The organism is Steroidobacter flavus, assembly GCF_042651805.1.
Classification (GTDB): Bacteria; Pseudomonadota; Gammaproteobacteria; order Steroidobacterales; family Steroidobacteraceae; genus Steroidobacter; species Steroidobacter flavus.
Genome location: NZ_JBHSDU010000003.1, coordinates 2454040 through 2469470 on the forward strand (window position 1 = coordinate 2454040; position 15431 = coordinate 2469470).

A 15431-nucleotide genomic window follows, 5' to 3' on the forward strand; every position below is an offset into this window, starting at 1 on the left:
TGACCGACGATCACGGATGGGGTCGCCGGTTGGAAATGGGGCCCACGCGGGCCCCATTTTTATTCTGCAAAGAGGCCCACGAGCATGGGCTTCGCATACAGCTCATGGGTTTGCTCGCTGGTCGCGCCGGGCACCCACCAGCGATATTCCGCCGACGCGTTCAGCGTCGCCGAGAACATCTGTGCGCCGATCATCGGATCGACCGCGCGTATCGAGCCGGCGGTGATGCCATCGGCAATCACGCCTGCAAACCGGTTGGACACCTGGCCATAAGCCTCGATCATTTCCTGGCGCATCGACAGCGGTAACGCGACCAATGCCGACGTGCGCAACAGCGGCCCGCGCTCGGATATTTGATAGGCAAACAGCGCCGCCGCCAGTGTGGTCAGTTGTTCCCAGTGATCGTCGCTTCGGGTCAGCACCGTGCGCTGAATCTGTCGCATGGTGTCGAAGCTGCGCTTGAAGCAGGCCACGACCAGGTCGTCCTTGGCGTCGTGGTGGTAGTAGAACGAGCCCTTGGTGACATTCAGCCGTTCGGAAATCTTCTCGACCGAGGCGCCCCGGTAGCCGCGCTCATTGATCAGTCGGGTCGCGGCGATCAGAAATGTTTCCTGCGCGGCGGATTGCTGAGCCTCGGGCAGCATTTCATCGAGAGCGACCGGCACGTTCCGCCAGGTGCGACCCGCGCCCGCAAATCCATGGAGCAGAATGTCACACATGCGCGTGTGTACGCGGACGAAGTCGTCGGGGTCGTAACGCCGCAGCCAGATCACGCCCCAAAGGATTTGTTCGCTGAGGATGTGCGCGCGGGCGGCGCGGAGCGTCGGCGTCATCCAGCCGAACTCTGGAGACTCGAACAGCGCGCACAGCTTGGCGAAGAAACGGCGATATGCATCGCCGACGATCGTGCGCTGAGGTTTCTGTAGCGTGCGCATGTCGCCGAACAGGGCGACCGGCGGCTCATCGCCGGTAACGACGCGATAGCGCAGCTGCAGCCACAGGTAAAGCAGGCGTTGCACGCGCGCCGGCGGATCGGGCTCCTGCGCCGCGGCCTCGACCAATGCATCGACACGGGCTATTGCGTCCAGAAAGCAGGCGACCGCCAGATCTTCCTTCTTGCGGAAGTAATAAGTAACGCTGGTAGTGATGAGCCCGACGCGGCTCGCGACGTTCGCGAGCGTCATGCCTTTGACGCCGTCACGATTCAGGATCTCGCTGGCAGCAGCGATGATCGCCTGCTGTTTGCGGGCATATTTAGTATCGCCGCCACTCGCCTTGGCTGCCCGGCGCGGCGCCGGCGGGGTGACCTCTTTGTCCGAAGCAGACATCCGCGGTGATCTCCGAGGAGCGGAATGTGAGCATCCCGCCCCCTGGGTTTCCTGACAAGCAGAGACCTGTCGATCTGCCGCTTTGTTCCGCAGTTTAGAAGATTTCGAACAGACCGGCGGCGCCCATGCCGCCACCCACGCACATGGTCACGACGCCGTACTTGGCGCCACGGCGCTTGCCTTCGATGAGCAGGTGGCCCGTCATACGAGCGCCGGACATGCCATACGGGTGACCGATGGAGATAGCGCCGCCCGACACGTTGAGCTTGTCGTTCGGGATGCCCAACTTGTCACGGATGTACAGGACCTGGCTGGCGAACGCTTCGTTCAATTCCCAGATACCGATGTCGTCCATCTTCAAGCCATGCTGCTTCAGCAGCTTCGGCACGGCAAACACCGGACCGATGCCCATCTCGTCCGGATCGCATGCCGCGACCATCATGCCGCGATATGCACCGAGCGGCTTCAGGCCGCGCTTCTCCGCTTCCTTCGCTTCCATCAGCACGCAGGCCGACGCGCCGTCGGAGAGCTGCGAAGCATTGCCCGCAGTGATGAACTTACCTTCCTTGATGCGCTGACCGCCCTTGAACACCGGCTGCAGCTTCTGCAGGTCGGCGAGCGTGGTCTGCGGACGATTGCCTTCGTCGAGCTTCAAGGTCACGGCCTTCTCGGAAGTCGCGCCGGTTTCCTTGTCGGTCACGATCATCGTCGAGGCCAGCGGCGCGATCTCGGCGTCATAACGACCTTCCGATTGCGCGGTGGCGGTGCGCTGCTGAGACTGCAACGAATATTCGTCTTGAGCTTCGCGGCTGACGCCGTAACGCTCGGCGACGATTTCCGCAGTCTCGATCATCGTCATATAGATCTGCGGAATGTTCTTGACCAGCCACGGATCGGCGGCGCGGAACTTGTTGATCTTGTCGTTCTGGACCAGCGAGATCGACTCGATGCCGCCGCCGATCGCGATCTGCATGCCGTCGTGAACGATCTGTTTGGCCGCGGTCGCGATGGCCATCAAGCCCGACGAGCACTGACGATCCATCGACATGCCGGACACCGTGACCGGCAGGCCCGCGCGCAGCAGTGCCTGACGAGCGACGTTGCCGCCCGTCGAGCCCTGCTGCAAGGCGCAGCCGAGAATCACATCTTCGATCAGAGCGCCGTCGATGCCGGCGCGCTTGACCGCTTCGGCGATCGCATGACCGGCCAGCTCCTGGCCCTGAGTGTTGTTGAACGCGCCCCGATAAGCCTTGCCGATCGGTGTGCGCGCGGTGGAAACGATGACTGCTTCACGCATGGGGATGTTCCTTACGACAGTCGGTGATTACTTCAGGTCCTGAAACTTCTTGCCCTCGGCCGCAAGCTTTTCCAGCAGCGGCGAGATCTTGAAGTCGGCGCCGAGCTTCGGGCCGTATTCCTTGAGCTTCGCGACCACGGTCGCCAGGCCGACGGTGTCGGCATAGAACATCGGGCCGCCGCGATATACCGGCCAGCCGTAACCGTTGATCCACACGATGTCGATATCGGACGGGCGGATCGCGATCTTTTCTTCCAGAATTTTCGCGCCCTCGTTGATCATCGGATAAATGCAGCGCTCGAGGATTTCCTGTTCCGAAATCTGGCGCGGCTTGACGCCGGCCTTGGCGGCGAAATCTTTGATGATCTTCTCAGTGACCGGCGACGGCTTGGCATTGCGCTGCTCGTCGTAGTCATAGAAGCCGGCGCCGGTCTTCTGACCGCGACGATCCATCTCGCACAGCACTTCGCGCACCGTCGAGCTCTTCGATGTTTCCTTGCTCCAGCCGATGTCGAGGCCGGCGAGGTCGCCCATGGCGAACGGGCCCATCGGCATGCCGAAGTCATACAACGGCTTGTCCACGTCCCAAGGCATCGCGCCTTCCATGAGCATCGCCTGCGCCTGGGCCTGACGGGCCGCGAGCATGCGATTGCCGACGAAGCCGTGACACACGCCGACCAGCACGCCGATCTTGCCGATCTTCTTGGCGAGTTGCATGGCGGTGGCGACGACTTGTTTGGAAGTCTGTTCGCCGCGCACGACTTCGAGCAGACGCATCACGTTCGCAGGCGAGAAGAAGTGCAGGCCGAGCACCCATTCCGGACGCTTAGTGGCGCGGGCGATCTCGTTGACGTCCAGATAAGAAGTGTTGGAGGCGAGGATGGCGCCTTGCTTGACGATCTTGTCGAGCTTGCCGAACACGTCCTTCTTCACGTCCATGTTTTCGAACACGGCTTCGATGACCAGGTCGCAGTCGGCGAGCTTTTCCAGCTCGAGCGTGCCGGTCAGCAGGCCCATGCGCTTCTCGACATCTTCGGGCTTGAGCTTGCCGCGCTTCGCGGTGGTCTCATAATTCTTGCGGATCACGCCCAGGCCGCGCTCGAGCGCTTCCTGTTTGGTTTCCACGATGGTGACGGGAATGCCGGCGTTCGCGAAGTTCATCGCGATACCGCCGCCCATGGTGCCGGCGCCAATGATGCCGACCTTGGCGATCGGCAGCGTCGGCGTGTCGGACGGCACATCCGGAATCTTCCACACTTCGCGCTCGGCGAAGAACACGTAGCGCTGCGCGGCCGATTGCACGCCGCCCATCAGTTCCTGGAACAGTGTGCGCTCGACCTTCATGCCTTCGTCGAAAGGCAGATTCACCGCGGCTTCGATGGTGCGGATGTTGTATTCGGGAGCGAGGAAGCCACGGAACTTGCGGGCATTCGCCTTGCGGAAGTCAGCGAAGAGTTCCGGCTTGCCGCGAGCGGCTTCGACCTTGTCGTTGATGTCGCGCACTTTCTTGAGCGTGCGCTTCTCGGCGGCGACTTTCTTCGCAAAGGCGATCGCGCTGGCGCGCAGTGTGCCTTCAGGAACGATCTCATCGATCAGGCCAGCGGCGTTGGCGGTCTTCGCATCGATGTGCGCACCGGACGTGACCATCTCGAGCGCTTTCTCAGGACCGACGATGCGAGGCAGGCGCTGCGTGCCGCCGGCGCCCGGCAACAAGCCGAGATGAACTTCCGGCAATCCGCACTTCGCGGAGGGAACAGCGACGCGATAGTGACAACCCAACGCGACTTCGAGACCGCCACCGAGCGCGGTGCCGTGAATCGCGGCGACCGTTGGCTTGCTCACATTCTCGATCTCGACCACGACTTCAGGGAGCCACGGGGCCACCGGCGGCTTGCCGAATTCGGTGATGTCGGCGCCGGCGTGGAAGGTGCGACCTTCGCAAATCAAAACCACCGCTTTCACCGCGGGGTCGGCATCCGCCTGATGCATCGCCTTGACGATGCCATCGCGTACCGCATGTCCCAGTGCATTCACGGGTGGATTGTTGATCGTGATGATCGCGATCCCGTCTTCCACAGACAGGTCGGTCACTGCGTTGATTGCCCCCATCGGTGCGTCTCCTGTTGACTTGATTGATCGGTCCGCGAGGCGGAATGAAGCGCGCGACGGGTGTCACCACCCTGGCGGCTATGACATCGCGGGGCCGGCATTATGGCGCACTTTCGCGCGCTTTACCGCACTGCAAAGCATTCCGCTGCGCGGGTTGGTTACCAACAGGTAATCAACGACTTGCGGCGGTCGGATGGTCCGACAATCAGCGTCGATCGGAGGATTTGGTCGCGGTCGGATGCACTTTGCATCCGTACAGCGCAGGCTCTGCCGCGCACACATCCGCAATGCCTTGTTCTTGCCAGAAGGCAGGCAGCCCGGCTGCGCTCACGATTTGCTCGAAGCGCGAATGTTGTCGCAAGAACTGCGTTTGCGGCATCCACAGCACACGCAGCGGCAAGCGCTCGCCTTGTCGCTGCAGTCGTGACATTCGATTGAAAACGAACTCGGGTTGTTTCAACGCCGCGCCACAAAGAATTTCCGTGGCGGGATCGATCTGCTGTTCGCTCGCCGCGAGCGTCACCGCCTGCAGCGCTCCGGGAATGTAACGACGATTGTCCGCCGCACGCAGCAGCGGCTCGGCCCAGCGATTGAAGTCCTGCGTGCTCAGCGCGCCTTGCAATATTTCTTTTGCAGAGGAGTTATCGCCGGCAAGGATGGCTTCGAGTGCGCGCACGGGCGACGGCGTTGCTTGAATCGCCGGCGGTGCCGGAGTCGTCGTGAGCGTGTATGAGAAACATTCGTTCGCGCCGACGCTCTGCGGCTGGATGGCGACGGCTTGCGCGGCGAACGGTGCGGCTTCCTTATATCGCCCCGCATCCACCAGCAAACACGCAAGCCCTTCGAGCGCGGCGCCTGTTTGCGCATCGAGCGTCAACGCGCGCTCGAATTGCTCGCGCGCGGCGACCCATTCGTTTCGTCGCAGATGGGCGAGGCCGAGCGCGGCGTGCGCATCCGCGATGCTGTCGTCGAGTGTGAGCGCATGCTCAGCGCTGGTTTCGGCGAGTTGCGTCAGCGATGTTTCATCTTCGCCGCCGAGGCTGAGATAGCCGGCGGCGAGCGCCCCCCATGCTCGCGCAAACTTTGGCTGACTGCGAATCAAAGATTCCAGTCGCTCCACCGAGCGCGCACGACTCGGCGCCGACGGCGGCTGGGTGAAGCCCGAGCTTTGCGGGCCCGACCACTCGAGCGAGCTGTTTAGAAACGTGTCATACGCTTTGGCGTCTTCAGTGCCGATGAGCGCGACCCAATCGCCCGTCGTATGCGCGGCGTTGAGAAAGCGGGGCAACGCAGTGGCGAACGCGCTGATGGTCGCGAGGCGAGTGTCGTCCGGCAGCGGCAAGGGGCTCTCGCGATCGACGTTATCGTCGGGTGCAATCAGTGCGAGCTTCGCTTGCTTGCCATCCGCGCTCAGTGTCACACGCAGGGTGAATACCTTGGGATCGCCCGGATCGGTCGAGACCGCGGACATGTGCATCTTGCCGCGAGCTAGCAGATGGTTCAGTTCGTACCGCAGCCACGCGAGATCGGCGTTCTCCGCTTCGCTCTGCAATTGCAGGCGCAGAGGCTTGGACGCGTGGAATTCTTCGCGCACGGGCGGCGCGGGGACGGTCGGCTCCGGAGTTTCGGGCGCACAGCTGCGAAGGATGGGCCACGACACGAGCGCGGCGAGCACGACCAGGCCCGCCACTCTTCGGGCGGTCCGGAAACGATGGGCGGCGGGCTGTTGTTCTTGGGTCGGGGCTTCCACGGCGGCGCTAGTTTAGTGCCGCCATGGCATCAATCGCCAATGGCTAGTGCCATTCGTTGCCGCCTTGATCCAGCACGCTCGCGAACTCCGCCCGGTGCGGCACGCCCTGGAAGGTGGAGGTGCGCACGAACATCTTGGCGCGGTCGGTGGCGTTGAACGAGCCGTTCAATCCTTCGATGTGACTGTTGGCGACATGCACGATGGCGTCTTCGACGATCAGGCCCGTGCCGGTGGCGACGATGGTGCTGTTGGTGATGTACAGCTCGCAGCCGCCGCGGGCGATGATCGCGTCCCCTTCCACGTACATCTTGCGATCGTCGAGCTTCAGCATGCGCTTGCCTTCGCAGATGATCGGCTCACTGGTGCGTGCGCTGGCCACATTCGATGCGCTCGACGCCGTGCCTTTGCCGGAGCTGACAATACTGACGCCCGGGCCGGAGACGCGCAGCTGGCCACCCGTGCGATCGATGGTGTAGTTCGATTCAGCGGCTTGAGCGCGCTCGGCGGCGGCAGCGGGTGAGTTGTCGGCAACTTGCGCGGGCTGCGCGGGCGAAGCCGGATTTGCCGGAGGCGCTGCGTTCGGTGCCGGCGCCGCTGCTGGCGCTGCAGGAGCGGGCGGCACTGCCGCCGTAGTCGCTGCCGGCTCTGGCGCCGCGGGAGCTGCGGGGGCGGCTGGTGGCGGCGCTTTCAATTGCGCGACGGGTGCCGCGGCCAGGTCGTTCAGGTTGATCGTCTGAACCTGGCCGGTCGAGCGATCGCGCACGGTGAACACGCGCGTCTGCGAGTCGCTTGCCAAAACTTCGTAACGTGGATTGCGCTCCAGGGCGGCGCGTGCCCAGGTCAATTCCGCGGGCTCGTTGGGCAACAGGCCGGCGGCTTGCTCGCCGCCACGATTGCAGGCGCTGAGCACGGCCAGCGCGATACAACTGAGAACGACGCGAGCGGGGCGGGAATGGGCTGCTGAGCGGATGACGAATGACGACATGGCAGTCTCCAAAAGCAGATCGCTATCGTCACTCCGGCGGCGACGAGAGTCCATCTCTTCTGTTCGACTGACCTGCGTACTTGGATGAAGGGCGGCCGCCATTCGTGACGGCCGCCAGTCATATGTCACATCGGGCTCAGGCCTTCAATTGTTTGAGCAGCTCTGCTTCGCGCTCGGCCGTGAGGCCCGCGCGCAGCTTGGCTTTCTCTTCGGCCGGGCGCTGGTTGTGCCAGGCGAGCGTGTCTTTGACCGTCGTATCCAGATCGCGGAATCGCAGGCCCTGCGCCACCGCTCGTGCCGAGCTCACCAACGTCGCGCCGGCTTCTTTGCCGATGGGCGGCGCCCAGATCGGAATCTCGCCGTTCTCGACCAGCTTCTGCTGTTCGATGAATGACTGACTCGCCCAGGTGAACGACGCATTCGACTTCGACACGCGCTTGCTGGTTTCGAGCAGTTCACCCATGGTCACGGAGCCCGGGGGATTACAGAGGTTGTAACGACCTTTGATCTTGCGCTCCACGCAAGCGCGCATGAAGTCCGCCATGTCGCGCACGTCGATGAACTGCACCGTGTCGTTCGCCGTGCCGGGCGCGAGCACTTCACCGCCGCGGGCCACGCGCACCGGCCAATAGGTGAAGCGATCCGACGAATCGCCGGGCCCCACAATATATGAAGGACGAATCACCGCCTGGCGCTCGCCGAATGTTTTCTCGACGATCTGCTCGCACGCCGCCTTCAAGCCGCCGTAGTTGTCGTTGGTGATCTCAGTGGCATCCGGGTCTTTCAAATCCGCCAGCTTGTAGTCCTCATCGATGCCCGGCGGTGTGAGATCGGCGTAAGCGGAAATGCTCGACACATAGATGTAGTGCTGCGTGTGATCTTTGAGCAGGTCCGTGCTCAGCTTCAGCTGTCGGGGGAAGTAGCCGGAGTTGTCGACGACCACATCCCAATCGCGACCCTTGAGCACGTCGAGCGGACCGTTGCGATCGCCGATCAATGTTTCGATGTCTTTGAACAGGCCCGGATTGCGCTTGCCTCGATTGAGCAACGTGAGCTGATGACCGGCGTCGCGCAATTCACGCACCAGGTGCGGACCGCTGATACCCGTGCCGCCGAGGATCAGAACTTTGAGCGGCTTCGTCTTTTTCGTCTCCGCCGCGAACGTCTGTCCCGCGAGCAGCGCCGCGGCCCCCGTCATCAATAGTGCTTCACGTCGATTGATCGTCATTGTGACACCTTGTTTTGTGTGGTCTCACCCGGAGCGGACGACACCGCACTGGCATCGCCCGGACCGGGCCGTGCATATTTTTCGAGCCATTGCCGCGACGTTTCGTACCAGAACAGCGAGTTCTGCGGCTTCAGAATCCAGTGGTTCTCGTCCGGGAAGTACACCAGCTTGCTGGGCACACCACGATTCTGCAGCACGTTGAACAGCTCGATGCCGTGGTTCACCGGCACGCGTTGATCCAGTTGGCCATGGATCACGAGCGTCGGTGTGTTGAAGTTCGCCGCGAAAGTATGCGGCGAATTGCGCGCGAAACGTTCAACGTCTTCCCAGAATTCGCCGAAGCGTTTCTTTTCTGCGCCGAAATCGCTGCCGTACTCTGTGTATTGGTTGTACACCGCTGCGTGCGCCACCAGGGTCTTGAACGGATGCGGCTTGCCCAACAGGGAAGACGCAAGATACCCGCCGAAGCTGCCACCGCCAGCGGCCATTCGTTCACTATCTATCCAGGGCTGCGCGCGGAACCAGTCGGCGGCCTTGATGGTGTCTTCATACGGCAGCGCCATCCATTCCTTGGTGATGGAGTCGGTCCACGCCTGGCCGAAGCCGCTCGAGCCATGAAAGTTGTGCCAGGCCGTGACATAGCCCCAGTTGGCGAACACCTGCGCATTCCAGCGCCACTGATAAGCATCGGTGACGCCGTTATGCGGGCCACCGTGCAAGAGCAGATACAGCGGCCACTTGCGATCCGGCGTGAAGTTCGGCGGATACACCACCCACATCTGCACGTCTTCGTTGTTGGCGCCCTTATAAGTGACGCTTTGAACCTTGCCCGGCGTGAGTCGCGACAACACGCCGTCGTTGAAGTCCGATAGCTTGGTCGGCGTGCCGGTGCGCGCAATGATGCTCACGAGTGTCGGTGGTTCGGTGAAGCTCTGGCGCAAGCCGACGATCACCGGTCCACTTCCCGCAATCGCGAGCGAGTCGAAGCTGTGCTCGCGCGTGACCGGCTTGGGTTCGCCGCCGCCGGTATCGAAGCGATAGATGCGGCGTGTGCCGGCATCGTCGATGGCGCCGAACAGCGAACTGGAATCCGGCGACCACACCAGACCGTCGGCGGAGCGATCCCACTCTTCGGTGAGATTGCGCAGCTTGCTGGCACGACGGTCGTACAACATCAGACGCGCGCGGTCCGCGTAGAAACCTTTGATCACCTGACGCCGGAACGCCAGCGACTTACCGTCTGGACTGTACAGCGGGACCGTGTCGTCGGCCGCATTGTCCTTGGTCAGGTTGGTGAGATTCTGCGGCGAGCCGCCTTCCACCGGCAGCGTGAAGATGTCGAAGTTCGGATCGATGCCGCTGCTGTCGGTGTTGACCGCGAACGCGACTTCGGTGCCGTCGGGTGAGATGTCGTAAGAATTCCCATCGGGCTCGCCACGATCCAGCGACACGCCGGCATTGCGTGTGATGGCCTGCGGCTCGCCGCCGTCGATGCTGATGGAATAAATGTGCGTGTCGCGGTCGTCGAGAAAATGATCCCAATGACTGATGGGCGCTTTCTCCCACACCTTCGCGGTCATCTTCGCTTCGTTGCGCTCGGTCATGCGCTTGTCCATCTCGGCCCAGGTGTTGAGGTCCGGCCACACCTGCGACAGAAAGGCGATGCGTCGCGAATCCGGAAACCACTTCGGCGCAATCACGCCGGTGGGGACATTGGTCACGCGCCGCGCTTCGCCGCCGCCGACCGCGATGACATAAAGCTGCTGCTGTTTATCGTCGCCGCGCTTGCCGACGAATGCGATCATCTCGCCGTCGGGACTCCACACCGGCGAGGAGGCCGAGCCGCCGGAGCTGGTGAGCTGACGTAGCTTGCCGGGCTTGGTCGGCACCAGCCACAGATCGGTGTCGCCCTTGTTCTTGTCGACGTCATACCGTGTGACCGGTACGACGGCGAGACGCCCGTCCGGAGAAATATCGGGCGTGCCGAGTCGCTGGAGCTGCCACATCGCCGCGGCCGTGTAAGGCTCGGCATGCGCGAGGGTCGCGAGCATGACGCCGGCGATGAGTGCGACCACGCCTGTGGTGCTGTGCGGATTTTGCTTATGACAATGCCCGCGCTCGTGTCTGCGAAGGAGCGGCATGCGTCTCATCGGTGTGCCTCTTGCTGTTCTGTGTGGGTCCGTGCAATTGACATTAGTCTATCCAACCGTCTGTCCATGCTGTGCAAGCTGAGAAGTGGGTCCATTTCTTCGCTGTCATCGCTACGTACACTTTCGACTGTCCAGCAAGTGCGCGGCCCCGCTTGAATACGCGACCCGCGCGCACGGCTCGCGAGAGCCACGCTCAACTCGCACGGAGGCGTCGGTCGCATGGAGCGTCAGAAAAGGGGACTTCGAGTGATCCAAGCCAAGTATCGTAACCGCCTGCCCTTACCCCAGCCCGCCGTCGTGCACGTGCGCCGCTCCTACGCCGAGAGCCGCTACGGCCAGATTCATCTGTCCACGGCTTACCCTTCGGGCGGCGGTTTCGACGAGCGTACACCGGTTGTCTGCCTGCATCACAGTGGCGGGTCGGGCCGGTTGTTCTCACCCATCCTGCGCGAGCTCGGGCATGACCGCAGCGTCTACGCGCCCGATCTGCCGGGTCACGGTTACTCCGATCCGGCCACCAGCAAGGCAACCGTCGCCGACCTGGCCGCCGCGATCGGCGATTTCGTCGACAGCCTGCGTCTGCGCAGTGTCGATCTCGCCGGTTATCAGTTGGGCGCGCTGGTCGCGGCTGAGCTCGCCATCGCGCGTCCGCAGATGATCCGTCGCGTGCTGCTGTGGGGCGTGCCGTCCTACTCCGCGCAGGATCGTTCCGCGCTTCTGCAAAATGTGCCGTCGCCGGGGACGCGTGAGGATGGCAGCGATGTGTCCGAAGAATGGAAGCGCACGCTCGAGCGTCGCGGGCCGGGCGCGCCCATCAGTGCCTTGACCGAAGAGCTGAGCGATCGGCTGCGCGCCGGTGCCGCCGGCACCCGTGCATTCACCTCGATGCTCGAGTTCCCCACGTCCGAGCGCTTGCCGCTGGTGAAACAGTCGGCGCTGGTGCTGCGGTTGAAGGACGAGTTCTGGGAGCACTCGGGTCGTGCTCGCGCGTCGCTGCCGAACGGCTCGATGCTCGATCTGCCCGACTATGGCCAGGGCTTCCTGAGCGCAGCTCCGCAGCGCTTCACGTCCGTGGCCCGCGAGTTCTTCGATCGCTGATTAACTTAGATTAAGGAGCGCTCAGCCCGAGCGCTCCCAGCTCCACGCACAGGCGAGACCTGCGATCAGGCAGGTCGTCGCCCAACGCGACGCCATCAATGCCATCGTCTTTGTGGACAAGCCGCGCTCCGGCGCAGCGCTGATCCATGCCGCCACCACCGCGGGCAGCGAGACCGGCACCCAGCACAGCATCGCGAACGATATGCCGCGGATCCACCATGGCACGTCGACCACGCCTGCCAATCCCCAGCTGAGCCAGAACAACAGCCCGAGCCCGGTGCCGCAGATCAAATGCAGGAACGCGTCGGTGAAGCTCACCGAGCTCATGTGCGTGCCGCGCGAGCGGATCAGCTCGTACACGGAATAGATCACCGAATGAGCCAGCACAGCGACCAGGCCGCTGAGGCTGCCCATGATCAGCAGATAACTCAATGCCACCATGACTTTCCCGGCTTGCGCGTTTTCAGCGTAGTACTTGTTGTAGACCGGCGAACAGCTTGTCGATTTCGTCGTGCGTGTTGAACGCGTGCAACGAGATGCGGACCGCGCCTTCGCTCTTGCCGGGCCATTGCATGTCCCGCGCGAACACCCGATGACCGCGCACCAGACCGAGCGTGATGTCGGAGGCCAGGCGTCCGGGCACATGGAACGCGAGGATGCCGCCCCACAGGCCGGGACGATTCGGCGTCAGCACGTCGACGCCGGGCAGTTGTTGTAAACGCAGACGTGCGTAGATCGTCAGCTCGCGAATGCGGGCTTCGATCCGGCTGCGCAGGACTTGCTGCTGAAAATCGAGCGCCACTTCGGCGCCTCGCAGCGGTGCCCAGCTCAGCGGCACAATGTTTCCTAATTTATGCAGCGCCGCCGGCACGCCGATATGACCGTTGGATTGAGTCGGCGTGATGACGGGCGGCGACGCGTCGATGCCGCGCGGGAGCGAGGGCCAGATGCGATCGAGCATGTCGCGACGGACATACAACATGCCGGTGCCGTTGCTGCCGCCGAGCCATTTGTGAAATGAGGTGCCGTAGAAGTCGCAGCCGAGATCGCGCAGCTGGAAATCCAGCATGCCCACCGCCTGCGCGCCGTCGACGACGCTGATCAGATTGCGGCTGCGGGCAAACTGACACAGCTCCTGCACGGGCATCAACGTGCCGTCCGCATATTGGACGTGCGAGAACAGCAGCACTCTGGTGCGATCGGTGACCGCGCCGGCGAACAGGCCGAGCGCTTGTTCGGGGCCACTCAGCGGTGCCGGCAGGTCGATCTGTTTGACCACGATACCGCGGCGTCTTGCGAGCAACAGCCACGGACTGAGGGTCGCCGGATGCTCACGATTGGTGGTGAGGATTTCATCGCCGGCGTTCAGGTCGAGACCGTTCGCGACGGTCGCCATCGCTTCGCCCGTGCCCCGCGTGAACACGATCTCATCGGCGTCGCAGCCGATGAAGCCGCCGAATGCGGTGGCCATGCGTGTGCTCTCGGCGCTCCACTGACCGTCGGCGAACGAGGCGAGGTTCAGGCTTTGCGAATCGCGGACTCGATATTCGGTCGCCATCGCGGCCCGCAGCGTCGGCCCGGCGGTGGCCACATCCAGATACGTTCTTTGCAGATCCAGCACCGGTTGAGTGCGGAACCACTGCCATAACTCCTTGGTGGTGGCCGGCATGCTGCCGATCGGTTGGGCCGTGGCCGGTGTGGATGATCCCAGGGCAGCGGCGCCCAGCGATGTCACCACGGACGAGGCAAGGAGATCGCGGCGGGTGAGGCGGGTGGTCGAATCGTTCATGCGGACATTCAGAATAGAGGAGTCAGCGGACCTGATTGGCGGTCGGGGGCGCGGCGCGCATTATTGCAGGAATGCGGTATCCTGGCCCGTATGTCCCACGATTACCTCGAACGTATTCTCAAAGCGCGCGTTTATGACGTCGCTATCGCCACTCCGCTCGACGCGGCACCGCGGCTCAGCCGCCGGTTGAGTAACAGCATTCTCTTCAAACGAGAGGATCTGCAGCCGGTGTTCTCGTTCAAGATACGCGGCGCTTACAACAAGATTGCTCACCTGTCGGAAACGGCCGCCAAGCGCGGCGTGATTTGCGCCTCCGCCGGTAATCATGCCCAGGGCGTGGCGTTGGCCGCCAAGCGTCGCGGCATTCCGGCCACCATCGTCATGCCTCAGACCACGCCGCAGATCAAAGTGCAGGCCGTCTTGGATCATGGCGCCGAGGTGGTGCTCCATGGCGACGATTACGATCAGGCGTACGAGCATGCGATGAAGGTGATGAGCGAGCGCCAGCTGGCGTTCATTCATCCGTTCGACGATCCGGACGTGATCGCCGGCCAGGGCACCATCGGCATGGAGCTGTTGCGCCAGTGCGCGGGCGAGCAGATCGACGCCATCTTCATCGCGGTCGGCGGCGGCGGCTTGATCGCCGGGGTCGCGGCGTATGTGAAGTATTTGTTTCCGAAGATCAAGATCATCGGCGTCGAGCCCGACGATGCGGATGCGATGTCCAAGTCGCTGCAGGCGGGCAAGCGGGTCATGCTGGAGCGGGTTGGGATTTTTGCTGACGGCGTCGCTGTGCGACGGGTCGGTGAGGAAACGTTTCGGCTGGCGCGTGAGTATGTCGATGAGATCATCCTGGTCAGCACGGATGAGATCTGCGCAGCGATGCAGGACATCTTCGAAGAGAACCGCACTATCGTCGAGCCGTCCGGTGCCTTGTCGGTAGCCGGCATCAAGCGCTACGTGCAGCGCGAGCAGTGCAAGGATCGCACGTTCATCTCTATCAACTGCGGCGCCAACGTGAATTTCGATCGGCTGCGTCACGTTGCTGAGCGCGCCGACATCGGCGGTCAGCGCGAGGCGCTGATCTCGGTGGAGATTCCGGAAGTGAAGGGCAGCTTCCTGCGCTTCTGCGAGCAGCTTGGCCGGCGCGCCGTGACTGAATTCAACTATCGCTACAGCGACACCGCTTCTGCGCAGTTGTTCGTCGGCTTTTCGTTGAGCGCTGGCCGTCGTGAGAAAGAGGCAGTCATCAAGTCGCTGAAGGACACGGGTTATACCGTGCACGACATGAGCGACAACGAAGTCGCCAAGCTGCACGTCCGCTACATGATCGGCGGCCACGCCCGCGGCCTCGAGAACGAACGCCTGTTCCGCTTCGAATTCCCCGAGCGCCCCGGCGCGCTCCTGAAGTTCCTCAACGCCATCGGCACCCGCTGGAACATCACCCTCTTCCACTACCGCAACCACGGCTCCGACTACGGCCGCGTCCTCGTCGGCGTCCAGATCCCTCCCTCCGAAAGCACCGAGTTCGACCTGCACGTCCGCGAACTGAAATACGTGTACGCGGAGGAGACGGACAACTCGGCGTACAAGATGTTCTTGGGTGGGTGAGAGCGATGGCGGCGCCAGTCTCCCGTCTCGGAAGACAGATCGCCGAAGTCACGACGGCGCTGCGAGGCATCGACGCGCAGTTTGCG

11 protein-coding genes are annotated in these 15431 nt (G+C 62.9%); 2 read left to right on the forward strand and 9 right to left on the reverse strand.

The window, feature by feature from the left end:
- Positions 1-59: 59 nt before the first annotated feature.
- The 7 genes from ACFPN2_RS16255 to ACFPN2_RS16285 all read right to left on the reverse strand — a co-directional run bounded on the left by ACFPN2_RS16255 (position 60) and on the right by ACFPN2_RS16285 (position 10772).
- Positions 60-1328 (reverse strand): TetR/AcrR family transcriptional regulator, encoded by a 1269-nt coding sequence (locus tag ACFPN2_RS16255; protein ID WP_380598299.1) that lies wholly within the window; start codon positions 1326-1328, stop codon positions 60-62.
- A gap of 94 nt (positions 1329-1422) precedes the next feature.
- Positions 1423-2625 carry an acetyl-CoA C-acyltransferase gene (locus ACFPN2_RS16260; RefSeq protein ID WP_380598301.1) on the reverse strand — a complete coding sequence of 401 codons (1203 nt, stop codon included), beginning with the start codon at positions 2623-2625 and terminating at the stop codon, positions 1423-1425.
- 27 nt (positions 2626-2652) lie between these two features.
- Entirely contained in the window at positions 2653-4734 is a 2082-nt protein-coding gene (locus ACFPN2_RS16265; RefSeq protein WP_380598303.1) for a 3-hydroxyacyl-CoA dehydrogenase NAD-binding domain-containing protein, read from the reverse strand.
- Between the two features lie 205 nt (positions 4735-4939).
- Complete coding sequence (locus tag ACFPN2_RS16270) at positions 4940-6484, reverse strand: tetratricopeptide repeat protein (RefSeq protein WP_380598305.1); 1545 nt, start codon at positions 6482-6484, stop codon at positions 4940-4942.
- A 43-nt stretch (positions 6485-6527) separates the two neighbouring features.
- Positions 6528-7469 (reverse strand): hypothetical protein, encoded by a 942-nt coding sequence (locus ACFPN2_RS16275; protein WP_380598307.1) that lies wholly within the window; start codon positions 7467-7469, stop codon positions 6528-6530.
- 136 nt (positions 7470-7605) lie between these two features.
- On the reverse strand, positions 7606-8697 hold the full coding sequence (locus ACFPN2_RS16280) for an NAD-dependent epimerase/dehydratase family protein (RefSeq protein WP_380598309.1): 1092 nt from the start codon (positions 8695-8697) through the stop codon (positions 7606-7608).
- Positions 8694-10772: a S9 family peptidase gene (locus ACFPN2_RS16285; protein WP_380598311.1), complete on the reverse strand. Its 2079-nt coding sequence runs from the start codon at positions 10770-10772 to the stop codon at positions 8694-8696. The genes ACFPN2_RS16280 and ACFPN2_RS16285 overlap by 4 nt, the downstream gene beginning before the upstream one ends.
- Positions 10773-11093: 321 nt before the next feature.
- On the opposite strand from ACFPN2_RS16285, the gene ACFPN2_RS16290 reads away from it, so the two are divergent.
- A complete protein-coding gene (locus ACFPN2_RS16290; protein ID WP_380598313.1) occupies positions 11094-11945 on the forward strand; it encodes an alpha/beta fold hydrolase in 852 nt (283 codons plus the stop codon).
- Between the two features lie 21 nt (positions 11946-11966).
- On the opposite strand, the gene ACFPN2_RS16295 is transcribed toward ACFPN2_RS16290, so the two are convergent.
- On the reverse strand, positions 11967-12386 hold the full coding sequence (locus tag ACFPN2_RS16295; protein ID WP_380598315.1) for a hypothetical protein: 420 nt from the start codon (positions 12384-12386) through the stop codon (positions 11967-11969).
- Positions 12387-12408: 22 nt separating this feature from the next.
- The gene (locus ACFPN2_RS16300) at positions 12409-13734 is read right to left on the reverse strand and encodes an aminotransferase class V-fold PLP-dependent enzyme (RefSeq protein ID WP_380598317.1); all 1326 of its coding nucleotides are present in this window, start codon (positions 13732-13734) and stop codon (positions 12409-12411) included.
- Positions 13735-13824: 90 nt separating this feature from the next.
- Between ACFPN2_RS16300 and ilvA the strand changes: the two genes are divergently transcribed.
- Complete coding sequence (gene ilvA, locus ACFPN2_RS16305) at positions 13825-15345, forward strand: threonine ammonia-lyase, biosynthetic (RefSeq protein ID WP_380598319.1); 1521 nt, start codon at positions 13825-13827, stop codon at positions 15343-15345.
- Positions 15346-15431: the final 86 nt, after the last annotated feature.